Origin of the sequence: Streptomyces sp. NPDC127106 (genome assembly GCF_042677605.1) — a bacterium.
Lineage (GTDB): Bacteria > Actinomycetota > Actinomycetes > Streptomycetales > Streptomycetaceae > Streptomyces.
In genome coordinates this window covers 270,980-291,185 of record NZ_JBHXTC010000001.1, presented here as the reverse complement: position 1 = coordinate 291,185, position 20,206 = coordinate 270,980, and the positions used below count along the sequence as shown (strand labels likewise).

The 20,206-nt window shown below is 73.6% G+C and carries 17 protein-coding genes and 1 tRNA gene; 10 read left to right on the top strand and 8 right to left on the bottom strand.

What is annotated here, in order from left to right:
- Positions 1-74: transfer RNA gene (locus ACFVGY_RS01165), tRNA-Trp, on the top strand.
- Between the two features lie 80 nt (positions 75-154).
- Here the strand turns inward: ACFVGY_RS01165 and ACFVGY_RS01160 are convergent.
- The 3 genes from ACFVGY_RS01160 to ACFVGY_RS01150 form a co-directional block, all read right to left on the bottom strand.
- Positions 155-1,030 carry an N-acetylmuramoyl-L-alanine amidase gene (locus ACFVGY_RS01160; RefSeq protein ID WP_385668991.1) on the bottom strand — a complete coding sequence of 292 codons (876 nt, stop codon included), beginning with the start codon at positions 1,028-1,030 and terminating at the stop codon, positions 155-157.
- Positions 1,031-1,786: 756 nt separating this feature from the next.
- A complete protein-coding gene (locus ACFVGY_RS01155; RefSeq protein ID WP_385668988.1) occupies positions 1,787-2,185 on the bottom strand; it encodes a VOC family protein in 399 nt (132 codons plus the stop codon).
- Between the two features lie 233 nt (positions 2,186-2,418).
- A complete protein-coding gene (locus ACFVGY_RS01150; protein WP_385668985.1) occupies positions 2,419-3,096 on the bottom strand; it encodes a N,N-dimethylformamidase beta subunit family domain-containing protein in 678 nt (225 codons plus the stop codon).
- Between the two features lie 88 nt (positions 3,097-3,184).
- Here ACFVGY_RS01150 and galT point away from each other — a divergent pair, with 88 nt between their 5' ends.
- The 3 genes from galT to ACFVGY_RS01135 all read left to right on the top strand — a co-directional run bounded on the left by galT (position 3,185) and on the right by ACFVGY_RS01135 (position 6,488).
- Complete coding sequence (gene galT / locus ACFVGY_RS01145) at positions 3,185-4,225, top strand: galactose-1-phosphate uridylyltransferase (protein WP_385668982.1); 1,041 nt, start codon at positions 3,185-3,187, stop codon at positions 4,223-4,225.
- A complete protein-coding gene (galK, locus tag ACFVGY_RS01140; RefSeq protein ID WP_385668979.1) occupies positions 4,222-5,427 on the top strand; it encodes a galactokinase in 1,206 nt (401 codons plus the stop codon). The genes galT and galK overlap by 4 nt, the downstream gene beginning before the upstream one ends.
- A gap of 104 nt (positions 5,428-5,531) precedes the next feature.
- On the top strand, positions 5,532-6,488 hold the full coding sequence (locus ACFVGY_RS01135; protein ID WP_385668976.1) for an aldo/keto reductase: 957 nt from the start codon (positions 5,532-5,534) through the stop codon (positions 6,486-6,488).
- A gap of 61 nt (positions 6,489-6,549) precedes the next feature.
- On the opposite strand, the gene ACFVGY_RS01130 is transcribed toward ACFVGY_RS01135, so the two are convergent.
- A complete protein-coding gene (locus ACFVGY_RS01130) occupies positions 6,550-7,440 on the bottom strand; it encodes an ABC transporter permease (RefSeq protein ID WP_385668973.1) in 891 nt (296 codons plus the stop codon).
- Positions 7,437-10,313, bottom strand: a complete 2,877-nt coding sequence (locus tag ACFVGY_RS01125; protein WP_385668970.1) for a CocE/NonD family hydrolase — start codon at positions 10,311-10,313, stop codon at positions 7,437-7,439. The genes ACFVGY_RS01130 and ACFVGY_RS01125 overlap by 4 nt, the downstream gene beginning before the upstream one ends.
- A gap of 230 nt (positions 10,314-10,543) precedes the next feature.
- Here ACFVGY_RS01125 and ACFVGY_RS01120 point away from each other — a divergent pair, with 230 nt between their 5' ends.
- The 6 genes from ACFVGY_RS01120 (at position 10,544) to ACFVGY_RS01095 (ending at position 16,018) form a co-directional block, all read left to right on the top strand.
- On the top strand, positions 10,544-12,088 hold the full coding sequence (locus ACFVGY_RS01120; RefSeq protein ID WP_385668967.1) for an ATP-dependent DNA ligase: 1,545 nt from the start codon (positions 10,544-10,546) through the stop codon (positions 12,086-12,088).
- Positions 12,089-12,174: 86 nt separating this feature from the next.
- Positions 12,175-12,870, top strand: coding sequence for a helix-turn-helix domain-containing protein (locus ACFVGY_RS01115; RefSeq protein ID WP_385668964.1), 696 nt, complete (start codon positions 12,175-12,177; stop codon positions 12,868-12,870).
- A 25-nt stretch (positions 12,871-12,895) separates the two neighbouring features.
- Positions 12,896-13,018: a DUF6126 family protein gene (locus ACFVGY_RS01110; protein ID WP_385668961.1), complete on the top strand. Its 123-nt coding sequence runs from the start codon at positions 12,896-12,898 to the stop codon at positions 13,016-13,018.
- A gap of 67 nt (positions 13,019-13,085) precedes the next feature.
- Positions 13,086-14,168, top strand: coding sequence for a dihydrodipicolinate reductase (locus ACFVGY_RS01105; RefSeq protein WP_385668958.1), 1,083 nt, complete (start codon positions 13,086-13,088; stop codon positions 14,166-14,168).
- Positions 14,169-14,173: 5 nt separating this feature from the next.
- Positions 14,174-14,653, top strand: a complete 480-nt coding sequence (locus ACFVGY_RS01100; protein ID WP_385669833.1) for a carboxymuconolactone decarboxylase family protein — start codon at positions 14,174-14,176, stop codon at positions 14,651-14,653.
- Between the two features lie 348 nt (positions 14,654-15,001).
- Positions 15,002-16,018, top strand: coding sequence for an RCC1 domain-containing protein (locus tag ACFVGY_RS01095; RefSeq protein ID WP_385668956.1), 1,017 nt, complete (start codon positions 15,002-15,004; stop codon positions 16,016-16,018).
- 289 nt (positions 16,019-16,307) lie between these two features.
- On the opposite strand, the gene ACFVGY_RS01090 is transcribed toward ACFVGY_RS01095, so the two are convergent.
- The 3 genes from ACFVGY_RS01090 to ACFVGY_RS01080 all read right to left on the bottom strand — a co-directional run bounded on the left by ACFVGY_RS01090 (position 16,308) and on the right by ACFVGY_RS01080 (position 20,090).
- Positions 16,308-17,987 carry a GMC oxidoreductase gene (locus tag ACFVGY_RS01090; RefSeq protein ID WP_385668953.1) on the bottom strand — a complete coding sequence of 560 codons (1,680 nt, stop codon included), beginning with the start codon at positions 17,985-17,987 and terminating at the stop codon, positions 16,308-16,310.
- Positions 17,988-18,049: 62 nt separating this feature from the next.
- Positions 18,050-18,316 (bottom strand): DUF6629 family protein, encoded by a 267-nt coding sequence (locus tag ACFVGY_RS01085; RefSeq protein WP_385669830.1) that lies wholly within the window; start codon positions 18,314-18,316, stop codon positions 18,050-18,052.
- Positions 18,317-18,413: 97 nt separating this feature from the next.
- The gene (locus tag ACFVGY_RS01080; protein WP_385668950.1) at positions 18,414-20,090 is read right to left on the bottom strand and encodes an MFS transporter; all 1,677 of its coding nucleotides are present in this window, start codon (positions 20,088-20,090) and stop codon (positions 18,414-18,416) included.
- Between the last annotated feature and the right edge of the window lie 116 nt (positions 20,091-20,206).

Genomic DNA, 20,206 nt, shown 5'->3' with positions numbered 1-20,206 from the left:
AGGGGTGTAGCTCAGCTGGCCAGAGCGTCGGTCTCCAAAACCGAATGCCGCAGGTTCGAATCCTGTCGCCCCTGCTGCCGCGAACTGGTGGTTCGCCGGTGAAGGCCCAGGTCAGATCATGTCTGCCTGGGCCTTCTGCGTGCACCGGTGCTTTTCAGTTGGTGGCGGCGGGGGTGCCGGTGACGTCGATGTCCACGTGGATGACGGCCTCGGCGACGGCCTGCCGGACGGCGGCGACGACGGTGGCCGTGTCGACCCCGTGGACCTGGCCGAGTTGGGTGGCGAGTGCGGTGACCGCGGCCTGGGTGGCGGCCAGTTGCCTGAGGATCTTGTCCGTCTGGGTGACGTGGACCTTGTCCATCCACGCCATGACCGCGCCCATGTAGACGGGCTCGCCCGTGTTGGCGTTGGTCTCGGTGTGGTTCCAGACGGCCGTGGCGACGGCGTTGATGTCGGCCTGGGTCAGGGGCATGTCGTCCTCCTCGGACGGGTCGGGGGCCTGGCCCGTGGCTCGGGCGACGATGGCCGGGAAGATCACGTTCTTGAACTGGGCGACCCGGGCGTCGCCGGGGCAGGCGGTTCCGCCGACGGACCAGTCGGCGTGCAGGCGGTGGTAGCCGTAGCCGGGGTCCGAGGCCGTGCGGCAGATCCGCAGGGGGATCCCGTGCCGCTGGTGCATCCACACGCCGAGCCGGATCAGGCCCTCGACCTGGGCGTCCGTCCACGGGTCCGTGTGGTCGCTGTTGGACGCGGTCTCGATCGACACGGCGCCGCTACCGTCCGGCCGCCGGTTGGCGAGGTAATTGGCGTCGGCGCGCGTCTCGGTACCGATGTACTGGGCGAGGCTCCCGTCGTAGGACTGCCCGAAATGGGAGTCGAGGTTGGTTCCGTCGCGCCAGTACTCGTACAGGCGTTCCTTGGTCCATGGCGCGCCGATCGAGTGGAAGATCAGCTGTGTCGGTACGATGGCCGGCTGGCTGTCCGACTCGGGCTGGAGCTCCATCTTGACGGCTCCGGGGTACCAGGCCATGGGGCCTCTCCTTGCTGGTCAGGTCGCGATGGTGGCGCCGCCCCCCGACACGGCTCCTCGGGTTGCGGCTGCGGCTGCGAAGGCGGGGGCGGGCCCGGATGTCCGGCAGGTTCTGCTCGCGCAGTGGGGCCGGAGGCTGCGTCGGCGGGCCGATCGTGGTCCCGTGCACGGTGACTTGGACGTGGCTGGTGGCGCCGGAGGTGGCCCATGGCGTGAGCGACCGGCTGCTTTCTGATCGTGGTCTGGTACATCTCTACCCACGGAGCCGAGGAAGTCCCAGGCCGGGCCATGTAGCACGATCGTGCGAGCGGGAGAAGCAGCGGTTCGGGGATCCGTGGCTCAGACGGTTCGCCAGCTGATCGAGTCAGCGATGGCAGTCGGGAGCTGGCACGACAGCAGGATCGCGGCGCCAGTTACCCGGTCGTTGGTCGCCCACGACCGTTGATCGCAGTGATCACCGGCCCACTGGATGACCTCCGTCCTCAGCGGAAGCCTCGTCGCGCAGGTCGTCCGCGAGCACCGCCCCGCCAGCGGCATCACCGCTGATCACCAGGATCTGCCGCTCGGGGTCAGGGCGTTGCTGCCCGGCGAGGCCGAGGAGCTGAGCAGCCCCCCGCCATGGGCGACCGTCGGGCACTTCGGATCTACTCGTCCAGCGTGACCGCAGGGTCTGAAGGGGGGTGGGCCGGGGGTGATCCGTGCGTACGGGCTCCCCCCGCGGCCCACCGCGCCCACCCGGCCGGTCCGCAGGAGCGGCTACCCGGCCGCGCCTTCCTGGTAGCCGTAGGGACGGGTGATCAGTTCCATGGCGTGGCCGGACGGGTCCAGGAAGTAGACGCCGCGGCCGCCGTCGTTGTGGTTGATCTCGCCCGGGTGCTTCTGTTGCGGGTCGGCCCAGTACTCGATCCCGGCCGCCCGGATCTTGTCGAACGAGACGTCGAATTCCGCTTCGGAGATCAGGAAGGCGTAGTGCTGGAGGGCGATGGATTCGGCCGGGATGGTCGCGAAGTCCAGGGTGACGCCGTTGGCGGTTTCGACGGGGATGAACGGGCCCCACTCGCTGCCGACCTCAAGGCCGAGGATGTCGGCGAGGAACGCGGCAGACTCCCGGTTGTCCCGGGAATGGACGATCGTGTGGTTGAGCATGACTGACATGTGTGAATGCCTCCGCAAGGCACATCACGGGCACCTCCATGCCTCACCCGGTCGGTGACCGGCACGCGATGCCGTGATCACGATTTTAGACGCCCCTTCCGGGGGCGGTCCACCGCGGGAGACCGTACGGCGTTCAAGTCCCGTACACCGTCTTCACGTTGTCCTGCGCCGGGTGCGTCAGGCCCGCCGGCCCGTCGCGAAGGCGCGGAGGAGGTTCTCCGTCACCCGGGTCGTCAGGGCGCCCGCCCGCGCGTCCAGGCCGTGGTTGGCGCGCCCGCTGCCGTCCCCCGTCGCGTCCCGGCCTCCACCCAGCGCATGGTCCCGGTGGCGAACACGCCCGCGCCGCTCGCCACCGTGTAGTACGCCGTGTCCTGGTGGCTGGGCCGGCCTTCGCACACGACCGGGGAGTGCGCCAGGATCTCCATCGGCCGGGGCGTCGGGAAGCCGGTGTCGACCTTGTCGTACTCCACGCCCACCAGGTGCGCGAAGCGGTCGCCCGCCTTCACACCGGTGCCCTCGAAGAGCCAGTGCCCCGGATGGGTCGGACGGTGAACCGGGGCGCGGTGGTCGAGACGTGCAGGCCGAACGACTCGCCGGGCAGTACGCTCACCCGGTCGGCGAAGCCCTCGACGGCCCGGGTCGGCTCCGGCCCTGGTGACGTGCCAGTCGGGGTTCCCGGGCCTGGCGTTCTCGGCCTCGACGTCGAAGCCGCCGCCCGGCGCGGTGGTACCGGCCGGTCCGCCGGCGGCCGGCGTCCCCGCTCCCGCGCCCTGCGGGCGGCCGGCGTCGCCGGCCCCGCAGCCGGTCACGGCCCCGAGGCCGGCCGCCGCGGTGGCCGCGCCCGTCGCCAGGGTGAGGAACCGCCGCCTGGCAGCGCCTTCGCCGCGTCCGGTCATATGATCCTGATGCATGCAGGGCGCGCTATGCCACGGCCCACTGCCCAGGGCCTTCTGCCCACGGCCTTCTGCCCACGGCCTTCTGCCCACGGAGCCCCTTCACGTGAAACGAACGAGCACCCGCCTCGCCGACGGCCGCGAGATCCTGTACTACGACGCGGGTGGCGGCGCGGACCGCACGGTCCCCGATACCCGCCCCCTCGACGCGCCGGCCGCCACCTCCGAGGTGCGCCGGGACCCGCTGCTCGGCGACTTCGTCGTCATCGCCTCCCACCGCCAGGCCCGCACCCACCTGCCGCCCGCCGACGCGTGCCCGCTGTGCCCCTCCACCGCCCTCCGGGCGAGTGAGGTCCCGGCCGGCGACTACGAGGTGGTCGTCTTCGAGAACCGGTTCCCCTCGCTCGCCGGGGACACCGGCCGCTGCGAGGTCATCTGCTTCACCTCCGACCACCGGACCTCCTTCGCCGAGCTCGACGAGGAGCGCGCCGCGCTGGTCCTGGCCGCCTGGACGGACCGCACCGCCGAGCTCTCCGCGCGCGACGACGTCCGGCAGGTGTACTGCTTCGAGAACCGCGGCGCCGAGATCGGGGTGACCCTCGGCCATCCGCACGGTCAGATCTACGCCTTCCCCTTCATCACCCCGCGCACCACCCGCATGCTCGCCACCGTCGAGGCCCACCGCGCCCGCACCGGCGGCAACCTCTTCGAGGAGGTGCTCGCCGCCGAGCGCGCCGAGGGCACCAGGATCGTCCTCGCCGCCGAGCACTGGACCGCCTTCGTGCCCTACGCGGCCCGCTGGCCGTACGAGGTCCACCTCTACCCGAACCGCCGCACCGCCGACCTGACCACGCTGGACGAGGCCGCCCGCGCCGAGTTCCCCCGGGTGTACCTGGAACTGCTGCGGCGCTTCGACCGGCTCTTCGACCGGCCGGAGCCGACGCCGTACGTGTCCGCCTGGCACCAGGCGCCGGCCTCGGGCGGGGCCCGGGCCGACTTCGCGCTCCACCTGGAGCTGTTCACGGTCCGCCGCACCGCCGACAAGCTCAAGTACCTGGCGGGGACCGAGTCCGGGATGGAGGCCTACATGAACGACGTCCGGCCCGAGGACGCGGCCGCCCGGCTGCGGGCGGTGGCGACCCGATGAGCAGCACGGACACCCCCGCGGACGCGCTCGCGATCCGGACCGCCGACGAGTTCCGCGGGTTGTACGGGGGCGTGCCCGAGGGGGTCTGGGCGGCGCCGGGCCGGGTCAATCTGATCGGCGAACACACCGACTACAACGACGGGTTCGCCCTGCCCTTCGCCCTGCCGCAGCGCACCCGGGTCGCCGCGGCCCGGCGCACGGACGGGATGCTCAGGCTCCACTCCGCCGACGTCCCGTCCGGCGTGCTCACCGTCCGCGTCGCCGACCTCGATCCGGCACACCCCCCGCAGGCCCCCGACGGCTGGGCCCGCTACCCGGCCGGAGTGGTGTGGGCCCTTCTGGACGCCGACCTTCCGGTTCCGGTCGGCCTGCGCGGCGGTGCAGACCTTCACATCCGCTCCGACGTCCCGACCGGGGCGGGCCTGTCCTCCTCCGCCGCCCTGGAGGTGGCCGCCGCCCTGGCCCTCACCGAGCTGTACGGGATCCCGCTCGCCCGGCCCGAGTTGGCCGCCCTCGCCCGCCGCGCCGAGAACGCGTACGTCGGCGTCCCCTGTGGGGTCATGGACCAGATGGCCTCGGCCTGCGCCACCGACGGACACGCCCTCCACCTCGACACCCGCGACCTGCGGCAGCAGCACATCCCCTTCGACTGCGCCGCGGCCGGCCTGCGCCTCCTGGTCGTCGACACCCGTGTGCAGCACGACCTCGCCGACGGCGCGTACGCCGAGCGCCGCTCCTCCTGCCACGAGGCCGCCGCCGCGCTGGGGCTGCCCGCCCTGCGCGACCTGCCGTACCCGGAACTCGACCGGGCGCTGGGCAGGCTCGGCGACCCCACCGTCCGGCGCCGCGTCCGGCACGTCGTCACCGAGAACGAACGGGTCGTCCGCGTGGAGGAGCTGCTGCGCGCCGGCCGGCTGCGCGAGGCGGGCCCGCTGCTGACCGAGGGGCACGCCTCCCTCCGCGACGATTACGAGGTGTCCTGCCCCGAACTCGACCTCGCCGTGGCCACCGCCAACGCGGCGGGCGCGTACGGGGCCCGGATGACCGGCGGCGGCTTCGGCGGCTCCGCGCTGGCCCTGATCGACGCCGACGCCGAGCCGGCGGTGACGCGCGCCGTGACGGAGGCGTTCGCCCGGGCGGGCCACCGGCCGCCGCGCATCACGGCGGCGGAGCCCTCGGCCGGAGCCCACCGCGTGCTGTGAGGACGGGGGCGGCGGGCCCCCTTCCCCCGGTCGTCCGCCGGCCGACCGTGCCTAGACTGGCGCCCGCTCGACGATCACGACCGGACAAGGTGGAGGAAACCCTCATGTGCTACCTGCCCCTGGGCAGTTCAGGACTCCAGGTCTCCGCCGTGGGCCTCGGCTGCAACAACTTCGGCGGCCGCCTCGACGCCCGGGCCACCCGGACCGTCGTGGACGCCGCCCTCGACGCGGGGATCACCCTGCTGGACACCGCCGACATCTACGGCGGCCGCGGAGGCTCCGAGTCCCACCTCGGCCAGGCCCTCAAGGGCCGCCGCGACCAGGTCGTCCTCGCCACCAAGTTCGGCTACGACGGCGTGGACATGGGCTACGGACCCGCCGCCGGGTCCCGCGGCGGCCGCGCCTACGTCCGGCGCGCCGTCGAGGAGTCCCTGCGCCGTCTGGACACCGACCACATCGACCTCTATCAGCTGCACAGCCCCGACCCCGCCGTCCCCGTCGCCGAGACCCTGGCCGCCCTCACCGAGCTCGTCGCCGAGGGCAAGGTCCGCTACATCGGCCACTCCAACCTCAGCGGCTGGCAACTCGCCGAAGCCGCCCACGTCGCACGCGAAACCGGCGCGGTGCCCTTCGTGTCGGCACAGAACGAGTGGTCGCTGCTCCAGCGCTCGGCGGAGGCGGAACTCGTCCCGGCAGCCCTGCACTACGGCCTCGGCGTCCTCCCGTACTTCCCGCTCGCCAACGGCCTGCTCACCGGAAAGATCCGCCGGGGCGCGCCCGTACCGGCCGGCTCCCGGCTGGAGGGGCGCGACGCCTACCTGACCGAGGCTCGGCTCGACACCGTCGAGGCGCTGGCCGCGATCGCCGACCGGCACGGCCGCAGCATCCTCGAACTCGCCATCGGTTGGCTGTCCGCCCGGCCCGGCTGCGCCTCCGTCATCGCGGGCGCCACCTCCGCCGAGCAGGTACGCGCCAACGCGGCCGTCGCCGACCGCCCCCTGGAGCCGGAACTCCTCGCCGAGATCGACGCGGTCGCGGGAACCGCCGGGCACACGGGGTGAGACGCCGCCGGCCCGGGACCCGGTGCGGGTCCCGGGCCGGCCACGGCTCCCGACGGGGGCGTCAGGAGACGATGTCCTTGCGGGCGAAACCGCGGAAGGCCAGCGCGACGAGGACGATCGCGCAGGACACCGACACGGCCGTCCCCTTCACCATGCCCGCCCACTCCAGGTTCGGCTGGAGGGCGTCCGCCCAGGCGAACTGCCAGTGCGCGGGCAGGAACTCGCGCCAGGATCCCAGCGCCGTCACCGCGTCCAGCACGTTGCCGACGATCGTCAGGCCGACCGCCCCGCCCACCGCCCCCAGCGGCGCGTCCGTCCGCGTCGACAGCCAGAACGCCAGGCCGGCCGTGACCAGCTGGGACACGAAGACGTACGCGACCACGAGCGCCAGCCGCGGCAGTGCGTCCCCGGCCGCCAGGACCCCGCCGGCCGGCAGCTTCAGCGGACCCCACCCGTACGCGGCCGTTCCCGCCGCCAGCGCCACCGCCGGCAGCAGCACGATGGCCGCCAGACTGAAGCCCAGCGCCACCACCAGTTTGCTCCACAGCAGCCGCGCCCGGGGCACGGGCGAGGCCAGCAGGTAGCGCAGCGAGGACCAGTTCGCCTCCGAGGCCACCGTGTCCCCGCAGAACAGCGCTACCGGCACCACCAGCAGGAACCCGGCCGACACGAACAGGCAGGTGGCCGCGAAGTTCACGCCCGAGGCCGTGGCGGTGTCGATGAACGTGATCCGGTTGTTCCGGCCGCCGCCGTCCCGCCCGCCGCCCACCGCGAACGCGATGATCATCACGAAGGGCAGTGCGGCCAGCACCCCGCCCATGACCAGCGTCCGGCGTCGGCGCCACTGCCGCAGCGCCTCCACGCGCAGCGGCAGGGTACGGCCCGGCCGGTAGCCGGCAGCCCCCTCCGCCACGGCGCCGCCCGGGCCCTGCACACCACTCGCGGCGCTCACGCCGTACCTCCGATCAGGGTCAGGAAAGCGTCCTCCAGCCGCCGGTGCGGGCCCACCCCGCTCACCGGCACCTCCAGCCGCACCAGTTCGGCGACCACCTCCGCGGCCGTCGCACCACCGAGCCGTACGAGCAGCCCCTGCTCGCACGGCGTGGCGGACTCCACGCCCTCCAGGGCCGCCGCCTTCGCGACGGTGTCCCCGTCCACGGGCCCGTCGACCGTGACCAGCAGCGTGTCCCCGCCACCGGTGATCTCGCCGACCTCGCCCGCCTGCACGACCTGTCCGCGGTCCATCACCACGAGGTGCGTACAGGACTGCTCGACCTCCGACAGCAGATGGCTGGAGACGATCACCGTGCGGCCCCCGGCGGCGTACCGGATCATCACGTCCCGCATCTCCCGGATCTGCGGCGGGTCCAGACCGTTGGTCGGCTCGTCGAGGATCAGCAGGTCCGGCAGCCCGAGCATGGCCTGCGCGATGGCGAGCCGCTGCCGCATGCCCTGGGAGTACGTACGCACCGCGCGCTCCAGCGCATCGCCGAGCCCGGCGATCTCCAGGGCCTCCGCCATGTGTGCGTCCCCGGCCGGCCGTCCGGTGGCCTGCCAGTACAGCTCCAGATTGGCCCGCCCCGACAGGTGCGGCAGGAATCCGGCCCCCTCGACGAAGGCCCCGACCCGTGACAGCACCGGGGCACCGGGCCGCACGGGGTGCCCGAACACCCGGATCTCCCCGGCGTCCGGTGTGATCAGCCCCATCAGCATCCGCAGGGTGGTGGTCTTCCCGGCGCCGTTGGGCCCGAGCAGGCCCAGCACCTGGCCCCGCTCCACCCGGAACGACAGGTCCCGCACCGCGTAACGGTCCTGTGCCTTCGCGTACCGCTTCGTCAGGCCCCTGATGTCCAGCGGCACGTCGTCGCCGGGCCCGGGCCCGGGCGCGGGGAGCTGGGGATCCGGCGTCCCGGTCCGGCCGGGCCGGCGGATCCCCAGCAGGGCGGCCGCCACCAGCACGGCGCCCAGCGGCAGGCCCCAGGTCCAGGCGGGCAGCCCTGCTGCGGCCGACCGCACCCCGTCGGCCACGGGCACCGCCAGCGGGCCCTGCACCGCGACCGTGTACGAGGCCGGGGCCGCCGGGGACGCGTAGCCGAGGTCGGTGGCCGCCACGACCAGCCGCAGCCGATGCCCGGCCCGGACGGCGTGGTCGACTGCAGGCAGGCGCAGCTCCACGGTCCGGCCCTGCTGTGCGTCCTCCACCCGCAGCGGGGCCACCAGCTGATGCGGCAGCACCTGCTGCCGCCCGTCCGGGCCGACGTCGTACACCTTGCCGAACAGGACGGCCGACCCGTCCGCCGCCGTCGACCGCACGGTCAGCGCGACCGTCGGGGTGCCGGTGATCCGCACCTCCTCGACCAGCGGCTCCGTGTCGAACCGGGCATGCTGCCCGGGGAAGTCCAGGGACAGCCCGGCGCCGAAGGCGGCCAGCTGCCCGCCGATCCCCGGTACGGAGGACAGCGCGGACGGCGTGCCGCCCGCCGGGTTGGCGAAGGTCTGCTCCCGGTCCCGGTCCCGGTCTTGGCCCTGGGCCTGGGCCTGGCCCTGGCCCTGGTCCTGGCTCCGGTCGTGCTCGCGGCCGCTGCCGGCACCTGTCAGGGCGAACTCCCGGCGGCCCGCGGTCAACCCGGGGTAGCTCTCACCGCTCACGCCGCGCAGCCGGACCGTGCCGTCGGTGGAGTCGATGCCGCCGGAGCGGGAGACGCGGAACGCCGGGCCGGTGTCCGCGCCCGCCTCGCCCTTGAGGTGGCGGTCGAACCAGGCCGTCACCCGGGCCTCGACCCGGCCGGCCTCGCGCATGCCGCCGTCGTGACCGCCGGCCGCCCAGTCGACGGCCACGGGCGCGCCGTTCGCGGCGATGGTCCGGGCCATGGCGTCGGCCTGGTCCAGCGGGAAGAGGGAGTCGTCCTGGCCCTGCACGATGAGCGCGGGCACCTTGATCCGGTCCCCGACCGCCGAGGGGCTGCGGCGCTCCAGCAGCGCGCGGGCCTCGGTGTCCGGCCTCCCGGAAGCCGCGACCCGCTCGTACATCGCGCACAGCTCGGGCCGGAACCGCCCGCAGGCCGTCGCGCCGGCCGCGGGGGAGGCTGCCGCGGGGGCAGCGGGATCGGCGGCGCTCGTCGACGGGCCCGCCGCGCCAGCGGCCGTCGAGGGACCCGCGGACGCCTCGGCCGGCCCGCCCGGCTGCATGCCGCCCGTTGAACCGGTGGTGAAGAACAGCCCCGCCCACAGCTTCTTGAACACCCCTTGCGGGAAGAGGGAGTCCGCGAGGTTCCAGTACGTGATCTGCGGGGCGATCGCGTCCACCCGGCTGTCGTACCCGGCCGCGAGCAGCGCGACCGCTCCGCCGTACGAGGCCCCGGCGACGCCGACCCGCGGGTCCCCGGCGGCGTCGAGCCGGACCTCGGGCCGTGTCGCGAGCCAGTCGACCAGCCGGGACACGTCCTTGACCTCGTACTCCGGGTCGTTCAGCCCGATCTGCCCGCCCGAGCGGCCGAAGCCGCGCGCCGACCACGTGAGGACGGCGTACCCGTCCCGGGCCAGCCGCTCCGCCTGCGCGCGGACGTCGTCCTTGCTGCCGCCGAAGCCGTGGCCCAGCAGCACCGCCGGACGCTTCTGCGGGCCCGGGACGGCGAAGTACGAGGTGTCGATCCCGGCACCCGCCACGGGCAGCACCCGGTCCTCGCGGTGCACGGGCGGCTCCCCGCCCGAAGCGGCGGCCGTCCAGGTCCCGGCGCCCGCGACGACGGCGAGCGCGGCCGCGCCCGCGAGCAGGCGGCTTCGGCGGCGCCGGGGCAGCGGGGGCTTCGGTAGTCGGAGCGTCATACCGGCACCCTAGACGGATCACCGGCACGCGCTGAGCGCCCCCAGGCGGAGCCGCCCACCTCCTTGAGGACTACCCGGGCGCCTGCCGGTGTACCGCATCCGCGGTACGCGCCCGCGAGCTCCGGCCCGCGAGCTCCGGCCCGAGGGCCTCGGCCCGCGAGCCCCGGCCCGCGAGTCCCGGCCCGCCGGTCCGACCTGCGCCGTGCCCCGGGCGGCGGGAGGATGGCCGCATGCTGCTCGCCGAGGTCGCGCGCGTGTCCCGGGCGGTCGCCGAAACCTCCGCCCGGTCCCGCAAGACCGCCCTGCTCGCGGAACTGTTCGCGGTCGTGCCCGCGGACGAGGCCGCCGTGGTCATCTCGTACCTCGCCGGGCGGCTCCCGCAGGGCCGGCCCGGCCTCGGCTGGCGCACCCTCGGCCGGCCCGTCGCCCCCGCCGACCGGCCCGTCCTCGGTGTCGCCGAGGTCGACGCCGCGGTGACCGAGCTCGCCGCCCTGGCCGGCCGCGGCTCCCAGGCGGCGCGGAACCGCATGGTCGACGCCCTGTTCGCCGCCGCCACCGAGCCCGAGCAGAGGTTCCTGCGCAGCCTGCTGTCCGGCGAGGTGCGCCAGGGCGCCCTGGACGCGGTCGCCCTGGAGGGCGTGGCCGCGGCCGCCGGGGTGCCGGCCGCCGAGCTGCGCCGGGCCGTGATGCTGGACGGCTCCCTGGCCCGGGTGGGCGCGGCGGTCCTCGTCGGGGGACCCGCCGCGCTCCGCGAGGTCACCCTCCGCGTCGGGCAGCCCGTGCAGCCGATGCTGGCGAACACCGCCGGGTCGGTGGCCGAGGCCCTGGCCGCGCTGGGGCCCTGCGCGCTGGAGGAGAAGCTCGACGGGATCCGGGTGCAGGTGCACCGCGACGGGGACGCCGTCCACGTGTACACCCGCTCCCTCGACGAGATCACCGACCGCCTGCCGGAGGTGGTGCAGGCGGCCCGGGACTGCGCGGGGCAGCGGTTCATCCTGGACGGCGAGGTCATCGGCCAGGGCGCGGACGGCCGCCCGGTGTCCTTCCAGGACATCGCGAGCCGGGTCGGCTCCCGGATCGACGTCGAGACCGCCCGACGGGCCCTGCCCGTCGCCCCGTACTTCTTCGACGTGCTCGCCGCCGGCGGCGACGTCCTCCTCGACCTGCCCGTCCGCGAGCGGTACGCCGTCCTCGCCGCGCTCGTGCCGCAGGCCTCCCGGGTCCGCCGGCTCGTCGTGGAGGACCCGGCGGCCCAGGCGGCCGAGGCCGAGGAGTTCTGGGCCGAGACGCTGCGCCGCGGCCACGAAGGGGTCATGGTCAAGGCCCTCGACTCCGCGTACGCGGCCGGTCGGCGCGGCAGGCACTGGCTCAAGGTCAAACCCGTGCACACCCTGGACCTCGTCGTGCTCGCCGCCGAATGGGGCCACGGCCGGCGTACGGGCACCCTGTCGAACCTGCACCTGGGCGCGCGGGCCGGCGGCGGCTCGTACGCCATGCTCGGCAAGACCTTCAAGGGGCTGACCGACGAGATGCTGCGCTGGCAGACGGACCGGCTGCGGGAACTGGCCGTGGCGGACGACGGCCACACCGTGCGGGTCCGGCCGGAGCTGGTCGTCGAGATCGCCTACGACGGCCTGCAGCGCTCCCCGCGCTACCCGGCCGGCGTGGCGCTGCGCTTCGCGCGGGTGCTGCGGCACCGGCCCGACAAGAGCGCCGACGAGGCGGACACGGTGGAAACGGTGCTCGGCCGGTCCGGCCGACCCACGCAGACCTGACCGAGCCGGTTCCCCGCGCTCGCCGCGTTTTTGCCTCAGAGGTAAGGCGGATTGCCACCCAGGCAAGGTTCTGGCTCAATCGGAGCATGACACCTGGTCCCCGCGACCCAGCCGGCTCCGAAGGGGCCGACCCCGGCACCGAAGCCGACGAGCTGCCCGCCGTGGCCCCGCAGCTGCGCGAGCTGCGCCGCCGTGCAGGACTCACCCTCGAGGCCGCCGCGGCCCGGGCCCGGCTCTCGCCCGCCCACCTCTCCCGCCTGGAGACGGGGCGGCGCCAGCCCTCGCTGCCGCTGCTGCTGGGGCTCGCCCGTACCTACGGTACGACGGTCTCCGAACTGCTCGGCGAGACCCCCACCGCGGCCGATCCCATCGTACGCGCGGGCGGTCCGGGAGCCCGCGAGGCCGACGGCTGGACGTACTGGCAGGCGGGCGGCTCCGGCCGCGGCATGCAGGCGCTGCGCGTGCACGTCCCGTACGGCGAGCGCAGCCAGGGCGAGCTGGTCCGCGTCCATCCCGGCGAGGAGTGGCTGTACGTCCTCAAGGGGCGGCTGCGGCTGCACCTGGCCGAGGCCGAGTACCTGCTGGAACCCGGCGACAGCGCCCACTTCGACTCGCTCACCCCGCACCGGATCGGCGCGGCCTCGCGCGGGGGAGCGGACCTGCTGTTCGTCCACACGCTGCTGCAGAGCAGCCTCGCCGGCCTGTGCCTCGGCGGCAGCGCCGTCGGCCGCGGCGGCGGCCCGGGCCCCGGCAGCGGCGGCCGCCCGACCACCCACCCCTGACGTCCTGACATCCAAGGAGCACCCCATGCGCATGCAGATGAAGTTCCCGCGCGGACTGCTGATCCGGCTGGTCGCCTACCTGTTCGTCGGCCACCTCTTCGCCTTCTTCGTCTACCTCCTCTTCCTCCTCGGGGGCCAGAACCAGTAGGCGCGGCCCGCGGAGATTTCCCCGCGCGGCTCTGGGAACCTCGGGATCCTGTCGCTACCCTCCGCGCATGATTCCCACGGTTGTCTGGGGCACCGGCAACGTCGGCCGTCTGGCCATCCGTGCCGTGGAGGCCCATCCGGCGCTGGAACTGGCCGCCGTCATCGTCCACCATCCCGACAAGATCGGCCGCGACGCGGGCCGGCTCGCCGGCCTCGACCACGACACCGGGGTCACGGCCACCGACGACGCCGAAGCCGTCCTCGCGGCCCGGCCCCGCGCCGTCGTCTACGCGGCCACCGGCGACATCCGCCCCGGCGGCGCCCTCGCCGACATCACCCGGGCGATCCGGGCCGGGGCGGTCGTCGTCAGCCCCGCCCTCTACCCGCTCTACGACCACCGCAGCGCCCCGCCGGAGTTCCGCGACCCGGTGGTGGCCGCCATCGCGGAGGGCGGCGGCTCGCTGTTCGCCTCCGGGGTCGACCCCGGCTGGGGCAACGACGTGCTCCCGCTGCTGGTCAGCGGACTCGGCACCGCCATCGACGCCATCCGCTGCCAGGAGATCTTCGACTACTCCACCTACGACCAGCCCGACTCCGTACGCGATCTGGTCGGCATGGGCCGGCCCATGGACTTCGACCCGATGATGCTCATGCCGTCCGTCCCCACCATGGTGTGGGGCGGGCAGATCCGCATGATGGCCCGCGCCCTCGGCGTCGAACTGGACGGGATCCGCGAGACGGTGGACCGCCGCCCCCTCGACACCACCGTCACCACCCGCACCATGGGCGCCTTCGAAGCCGGCACGCAGGGCGCGATCCGTTTCGAGGTCCAGGGCATCGTCGACGGCGAACCCCGCCTCGTCATCGAACACGTCACCCGCATCCACCCCTCCTGCGCCCCCGACTGGCCGATGCCGCCCGACGGCGGCGACGGCGCCCACCGCGTGGTCATCGAGGGCCGCCCCCGCATCGAGGTCACCGTCGCGGCCACCGACGAGGGCGAGAACCGCTCGGCCGGCGGAAACGCCACCGCCGTCGGCCGCCTGGTCGGCGCCATCGACTGGCTGGTGGACGCCGAACCGGGCCTCTACGACGCCCTGGACATCCCGCTGCGCCCCGCCGTCGGCAGACTCGGAAGGAAACGGTCATGACCGCCATGAGGATCGACGTCCCCGAAGGGCAGCACCCGATCGAGTACGTCTGGGGCGACATGGTCCCCGGGATCGGACCGGCCGCCGCGAACTTCTCGCTGTCGGTGTACGCCCACACCACCCTGGGGCTGCGCGAGTTCGAGGCCGCGCGACTGCGCGTCGCCCAGATCAACGGGTGCGCCTTCTGCCTGGACTGGCGCACCGAGCGCGACGGGGAGAAGGTCGAGGAGGAGTTCGCCGCCGCGGTCACCGACTGGCGCACCACGGACCGCTTCGACGAGCGGACCCGCCTCGCCGCCGAGTACGCCGAGCGGTACACCCTCGACCACCACCACCTCGACGAGGCGTTCTGGGACCGGATGACCGCGCACTACAGCCAACTGGAGATCGTGGAGCTGACCATGAGCATCGGCTCCTGGCTGGCCTTCGGCCGCCTCAACCACGTCCTCGGCCTCGACACCGTGTGCGTCCTTCCGGGGCACTGAGGGCGGGGATCCCCAGGCCCCGGGGCCGACCGAGGCACCGGTCGGCCCCGGTCCGGACGGACGCTTTGAACCCGGCACCACCGACGAAGCCAGCTGGCTCCTCACCACCGCACAGAGCCACCGGCTGCGTGCGCTGTTCGAACTCGCCCTCCACATCGGGCTCCGCAAGCGCGACCCCCTCCGCCAGGCAAACGCGGCCGACCGCTGCGCCGACCGAAGCACCTCTACGCTGACCGCGGCTACGCCCACGAGAGCTACCACGACCAGGTCCGACGGTGCGAAATCACCCCGCACATCGCCCGACGCGGCACCGAACACGGCTCCGGACTCGGCGTACACCGCTGGGTCGTGGAAGGCGCCATCGCACTACTGCACTGGTTCCACCGCCTACGCATCCGCCCGGAGATCCGCGACGACATCCACCAGGCCTTCACTGAGGACCTCGCTCTGATTCCAGTCCAACGTAAGGTGACATCCCATGTCGCGAACTCGCGCCAAGAAGAAGGAGGCGGGATGCTCGCCAACTCGTCGGCGCTGGCGGCCGGAAGGCATCATTCGGTCGGACGGCGCTGGGATGGAACCGTTCTCGCCGTGGGCAATACCGCCACCGCTGAATGTCGTGTCGAGCGATGGGAAGACGTCGTCGCGGTGGCAGCTGGCAACGTCCATACCGCGACGAACACGGGCAGGTCCCATACGGTGGGACTCCGGTCGGACGGCACGGTGCGGGCAACGGGGTGGAATGGCGATGGACAATGTGATGTCGCCGGATGGCGAGGCGTCACGGCCGTGGCCGCAGGCTGGCGCCGCACTCTCGGGCTGCTCGCGAATGGCCGCGTGCTAGCAGTTGGCCGGAGTTCAGAAGGACAGTGTGACGTGCAGTCCTGGCGCGAGATGGTCGTCCTCTCGTGTGGTGACTGGCACTCGGTTGGCGTCCGGTCGGACGGTTCTGCCCTGGCCGCGGGGAACAACCGACGACGGCAGTGTGCCGTTGAAGGGTGGCGTGACCTAGTCGCCATTTCGGCTGGGTATCTCCATACCGTCGGCCTCAGAGCCGACGGGCGGGCAGTCGCGACCGGAGACCGGGCAACCGGGGCCTGCGAGGTCGATGACTGGGAAGACGTGGTGGCGCTCAGCGCGGGCAGCTACCACACCGTCGGGGTCACTGCGTCCGGACGGGTCCTCGCAGCGGGAGACAACAGCTACCGACAGTGCGAAGTCGGCGGTTGGCGCGACATTGTCGCCGTGGCGGCCGGTTCAACGCACACCCTTGGCCTGCGGGCCAACGGCACAGTCGTGACCGCAGGGAATAATGCCGACAGACAGTGCGAAGTCGATGCCTGGTCCGGAATCCAGCTTCCATAGCCCTCCGGACCGCGCCGACACCACCTGACTTGCGGTCATCTCCCGACCTTGGAGACCTCATTCTGATTCCAGTCCTTTAGTTGTCCAACCAGGGACGGTTGGGGAGGCCTCCGGCCCCACGAGCCCAGCTTCCCCTCCTACCGCAAGCTGGCTCCGGGCTGGGCCGCCCGCGACATCGTCGGAGTGCACGACGTCTCCGGCGACAAGGCCTCGGGCCGAAGGGCGGCGGCATCCCATCGGATGCCCGTGACCGGTACGTGGTGCAGGTCGGCTTTCTGCGCTGTGGCCACTACCGCTCGCCTTGCTGGAGGTCGGTGGTGATGATGTTTTCGATGTTGCGTTCGGCGAGGGCCGTGATGGTGACGAACGGGTTCACGCTGGTGTTGCCGGGGATCAGCGCGCCGTCGATCACGTACAGGCCCGGGTGGCCGTGCAGGCGGCCGTGGTTGTCGGTGGCCTTGTCCAGGACGGCGCCGCCGAGCGGGTGGTAGGTGAGGTGGTCGCCCCAGACCTTGTGCAGGCCGAACAGGTCGCTGCGGTAGATCGTCCCCTCCCGTGCGTTGATCCGGTCGAAGATGGTGCGGGCCATGTCGATGGACGGCTGCTTCCAGGCGGTCTGCCAGTTCAGCACGACCCGGCCCGCGGCCGCGTCGTACGTGAACTCGGCCCGGTGCGGATTGCGGGTGATCGACAGGTAGAAGGAGGCGTACGTCTCGATGCCGGTCGGCAGCGGGGCGATCTCGGCGAAGGCGCCCCCGGCGTCCCAGTTGTCGATGCCGCCGCAGGGGATGGAGGCCTGGACCTTGCCGGTGGGGTCCCACAGGTGGTTGGCGCGCCCGCACATGACGTTGCCGTTGTCACCCCACCCCTTGCCGATCTCGCCGTTCAGGCCGGGGAGGGCGCCGGTGGCCTTCAGCCTGACGAGCAGTTTGCTGGTCCCGACGCTGCCGGCCGCGAAGAACACCCGGTCCGCCGTCACCGTCTTGGTGGCGGTGGTGGCGCCCGTGGTGTCGATCTGCTCGATGGCGACGGCGTAGCCGCCGCCGGCTGCCGGGGTCACCGAAGTGACCTTGTGGAGGGGGGAGACGGTGACCCGCCCGGTGGCCCTGGCCCGGGCGAGGTAGGTCTGCTGGAGGGACTTCTTGCCGTGGTTGTTGCCGTAGAGGATCTCGCCGGCCACCGCCGACTTCGGGACCGTGCCGGCTGCCTCCTGCTTCATGTAGTCCCAGTCGTAGACGTCCGGGACGAAGACGAAGGGGAATCCGGAGCGCTGGGCGTGCTTGCGGCCGACACGGGCGAACTGGTAGCAGTCCACCGTGTCGAACCAGGCCGGGTCGACCAGGCCGACGCCGAGGCCGGCGTTGGCGCGCGGGTAGTAGGTGGCGTACATCTCGGCGGGGTCGACCGAGGGCAGGATGGCGGGGAAGTTCGCCCGCCTCGGGGTGACCGCCATGCCGCCGTTGACCAGTGAGCCGCCGCCGACCCCTCGGCCCTGGTAGACGGTGATGCCGCCCATCTCCTCGGCGTCGAGGATCCCGGTGTAGCGGGGGACGTCCTTGTCGAGGGGGAAGCCGAGGAAGTTGCTCAGCGGCTGCTTCGTGCGGGTCCGCAGCCAGTACGCGCGGTGGTCCGGGCTGGTGGTGTTGCAGAACACCTTGCCGTCCGGCCCGGGGGTGTCCCAGGCCATGCCCATCTCGACCATGTGGACCGTGACGCCGGCCTCGGCGAGCCGCAGGGCGGCGACGGAGCCCCCGTAGCCGGTGCCGATGACCAGGACCGGCACGCGGGCCCCGGACTCGATGGACCCGGCAGCCGGGGCCGGGGCGGCGGCCCGGCTGCGGGCGTGAGCGTGGGCCGGCTGGGCGTGCCCGGCGAGGGCGGCGGCCCCGAGAACGGAACCTGTTCCCGCCATGAACCCGCGCCGTGAGATTCCGTTGGGGTCTTTTCCGTGCAGGGTCCTGTCACTCATGTGACGTTCCTCGCTCTCGACAGAATGGGAACGAGTTCTACTGCGATGGGGTTGCGAAGTCACTACCCGCGGACGGGAAACTTTCGGGCGCCGAGCGTCACGCCGTTACGCAAGCGCGTGTCCGTGGACCTCAGCCGTCGGCGGGTGGCGCGCGAGGCCGTACGAGAGCACCGCGGCGGCGGCGGGCCCGCGGGTGCGGCCGCCGGCCCCACCGAGAGCAGCACGCCGAACGGCACCCGCACCGCGAGCACGGGCATCGCGATCACCGCCCAGGCGGTGGTGGCCGGCCCGGACCCGCCGCCAGCCCGCCAGACGGCGGCCTCGACCAGCTGGTGGGCGCCGAGCAGCAGCGGCGGGGCGCGTGCGCCTCCGCCGTGGCCTGACTGGCGTTGCGGACGAGCCCCGTGGTGCTGACTGAAGTTTTCGTCACCTGCGGGGTGGGGTCTGGGTCTCCTCCGGCGGCTCCAGCGGGGGAGCGGTCAGCGCGCAGTGGGTGCGGCACTGCGGATGGCACGCGTCCGGCCTGGGCGTCCGTACGGTCGCCCAGGCCAGGGCGGCCCCGACGGCCAGCGCCCCCGCGCACCACACCATGGCCACCTCGAAGGCACCGTCGAACAGGGTCGCCGAGAGGTAGGCGTCCGGCCCCATCCCGGCCAGCAGCGGCAGCGCCGCCACGGCCAGCAGCCCCGCGACCCGCGCCGCGGCGTTGTTGATGCCGCTGGCGAGGCCCGCCCGGCCGGGGTCCACCGAGGCGAGCACGGTCTCGGTCAGCGGTGCCACCAGCGTCACCATGCCCATGCCCAGGACGACCATCCCCGGCAGCACGTCCCGCACGTACGAGGCATCGGGCCCCACCCGCAACATCAGCAGCATTCCGGCCGCGCACAGCAGTGGCCCCGCCGTCAGCGGGATCCGCGGCCCGATCCGCTCGCCGAGCGCCCCCGCCCGGGACGACAGCAGCAGCATCAGCGCGGTCGTCGGCAGCAGCGCGGCCCCGGCGGCCAGGGCCGAGTACCCGGAGACCACCTGGAGCTGGAGCACGATCAGGAAGAAGAAGCCGCCGAAGGCCGCGTACACGCACAGGGTGACCAGATTGACCGCGGTGAACTGCCGGGACGCGAAGATGTCCGGCGGCAGCATCGGCTCGGCCCGCCGCCGCTCGACCCAGACGAACGCGACCGCCAGCAGGACGCCGACGACCGCCGCCGCGACCACTGCGGGCGACCCCGAGCGGGCCTCGATCAGCGCGTACGTCACGAGTCCGAGGGCCACCGCGCCCAGTGCCGCACCGAGCACGTCGAACCGGCCGCGCGCCGCCGGATCGCGTGATTCGGGGACGTGCCGCAGGGCCACCGGCACGCACAGCGCGGCCAGGGGCACGTTCAGCAGGAACACCCAGCGCCAGCCGGGCCCGTCCACCAGCCAGCCGCCCAGGAACGGCCCCACGGCCGCGCCCACGCCGCCGAACCCCGACCACAGCCCCACGGCCCGGGGCCGGTCCGCGGCGGCGATCGAGCCCTGGATCAGCGCCAGGGAACCCGGGGTGAGCAGCGCCCCGCCCACGCCCTGCAGGGCGCGCGCCGCGATCAGCACCCCCTCGTTGGGGGCGATGCCGCACAGCAGGGAGGCGGCGGCGAACCACACCACGCCCAGGACGAAGATCCGGCGCCGGCCGAACCGGTCACCGAGCGCCCCGCCGACCAGGATCAGCCCCGCCAGGGTCAGCAGGTAGGCGTTCACGATCCACTGGAGGACGGCCATGTCGGCGCCGAAATCCCGGCCGATGCTGGGCAGGGCGACGTTCACCACGGTGGAGTCGAGCAGGGCCATCGTCGAGCCGAGCACCGTGACGAACACGATCCACCGGCCCCGGGCGGTGCCGAGCGCCACCCCGGGCCTGCCGACGGCGCCGCGCACGGCATCGGGGGCCGCCCCGGAGACGGCGCCGGGCCCGGTGTCGGACGTCGCGCCGGAGGGGGCCCCGGTGGGGGCCCCGGGGACGGCGTCGGGGACGGCGTCGGGGCCGGTGCCGGGGCCGGGGCCGGTGCCGTGCCTCTGCGGCCCGCCGTCCGGCGCCGGCTCGTGTGGAGCTGGACCGGTCATGCCCTCAGCCTCGCTCCCGCGCCGCGGAAGGGCCACCCGGAAGCCCGGACCGGGCAGGAGCGGCGGGTCTCTCGGGCAGCAGCGGCGGGCCGGAGCAGCGGCGGGCCGCAGCGGCC

Excerpts from the sequence above, each read along its gene's own strand:
- ACFVGY_RS01160 (WP_385668991.1), bottom strand. The coding sequence starts at position 1,030 with ATGGCCTGGTACCCCGGAGCCGTCAAGATGGAGCTCCAGCCCGAGTCG.
- ACFVGY_RS01155 (WP_385668988.1), bottom strand. The coding sequence starts at position 2,185 with ATGTCAGTCATGCTCAACCACACGATCGTCCATTCCCGGGACAACCGG.
- ACFVGY_RS01150 (WP_385668985.1), bottom strand. The coding sequence starts at position 3,096 with ATGCATCAGGATCATATGACCGGACGCGGCGAAGGCGCTGCCAGGCGG.
- galK (WP_385668979.1), top strand. The coding sequence starts at position 4,222 with ATGAGCAGCACGGACACCCCCGCGGACGCGCTCGCGATCCGGACCGCC.
- ACFVGY_RS01135 (WP_385668976.1), top strand. The coding sequence starts at position 5,532 with ATGTGCTACCTGCCCCTGGGCAGTTCAGGACTCCAGGTCTCCGCCGTG.
- ACFVGY_RS01125 (WP_385668970.1), bottom strand. The coding sequence starts at position 10,313 with ATGACGCTCCGACTACCGAAGCCCCCGCTGCCCCGGCGCCGCCGAAGC.
- ACFVGY_RS01120 (WP_385668967.1), top strand. The coding sequence starts at position 10,544 with ATGCTGCTCGCCGAGGTCGCGCGCGTGTCCCGGGCGGTCGCCGAAACC.
- ACFVGY_RS01115 (WP_385668964.1), top strand. The coding sequence starts at position 12,175 with ATGACACCTGGTCCCCGCGACCCAGCCGGCTCCGAAGGGGCCGACCCC.
- ACFVGY_RS01110 (WP_385668961.1), top strand. The coding sequence starts at position 12,896 with ATGCGCATGCAGATGAAGTTCCCGCGCGGACTGCTGATCCGGCTGGTC.
- ACFVGY_RS01105 (WP_385668958.1), top strand. The coding sequence starts at position 13,086 with ATGATTCCCACGGTTGTCTGGGGCACCGGCAACGTCGGCCGTCTGGCC.
- ACFVGY_RS01100 (WP_385669833.1), top strand. The coding sequence starts at position 14,174 with ATGAGGATCGACGTCCCCGAAGGGCAGCACCCGATCGAGTACGTCTGG.
- ACFVGY_RS01090 (WP_385668953.1), bottom strand. The coding sequence starts at position 17,987 with ATGAGTGACAGGACCCTGCACGGAAAAGACCCCAACGGAATCTCACGG.
- ACFVGY_RS01080 (WP_385668950.1), bottom strand. The coding sequence starts at position 20,090 with ATGACCGGTCCAGCTCCACACGAGCCGGCGCCGGACGGCGGGCCGCAG.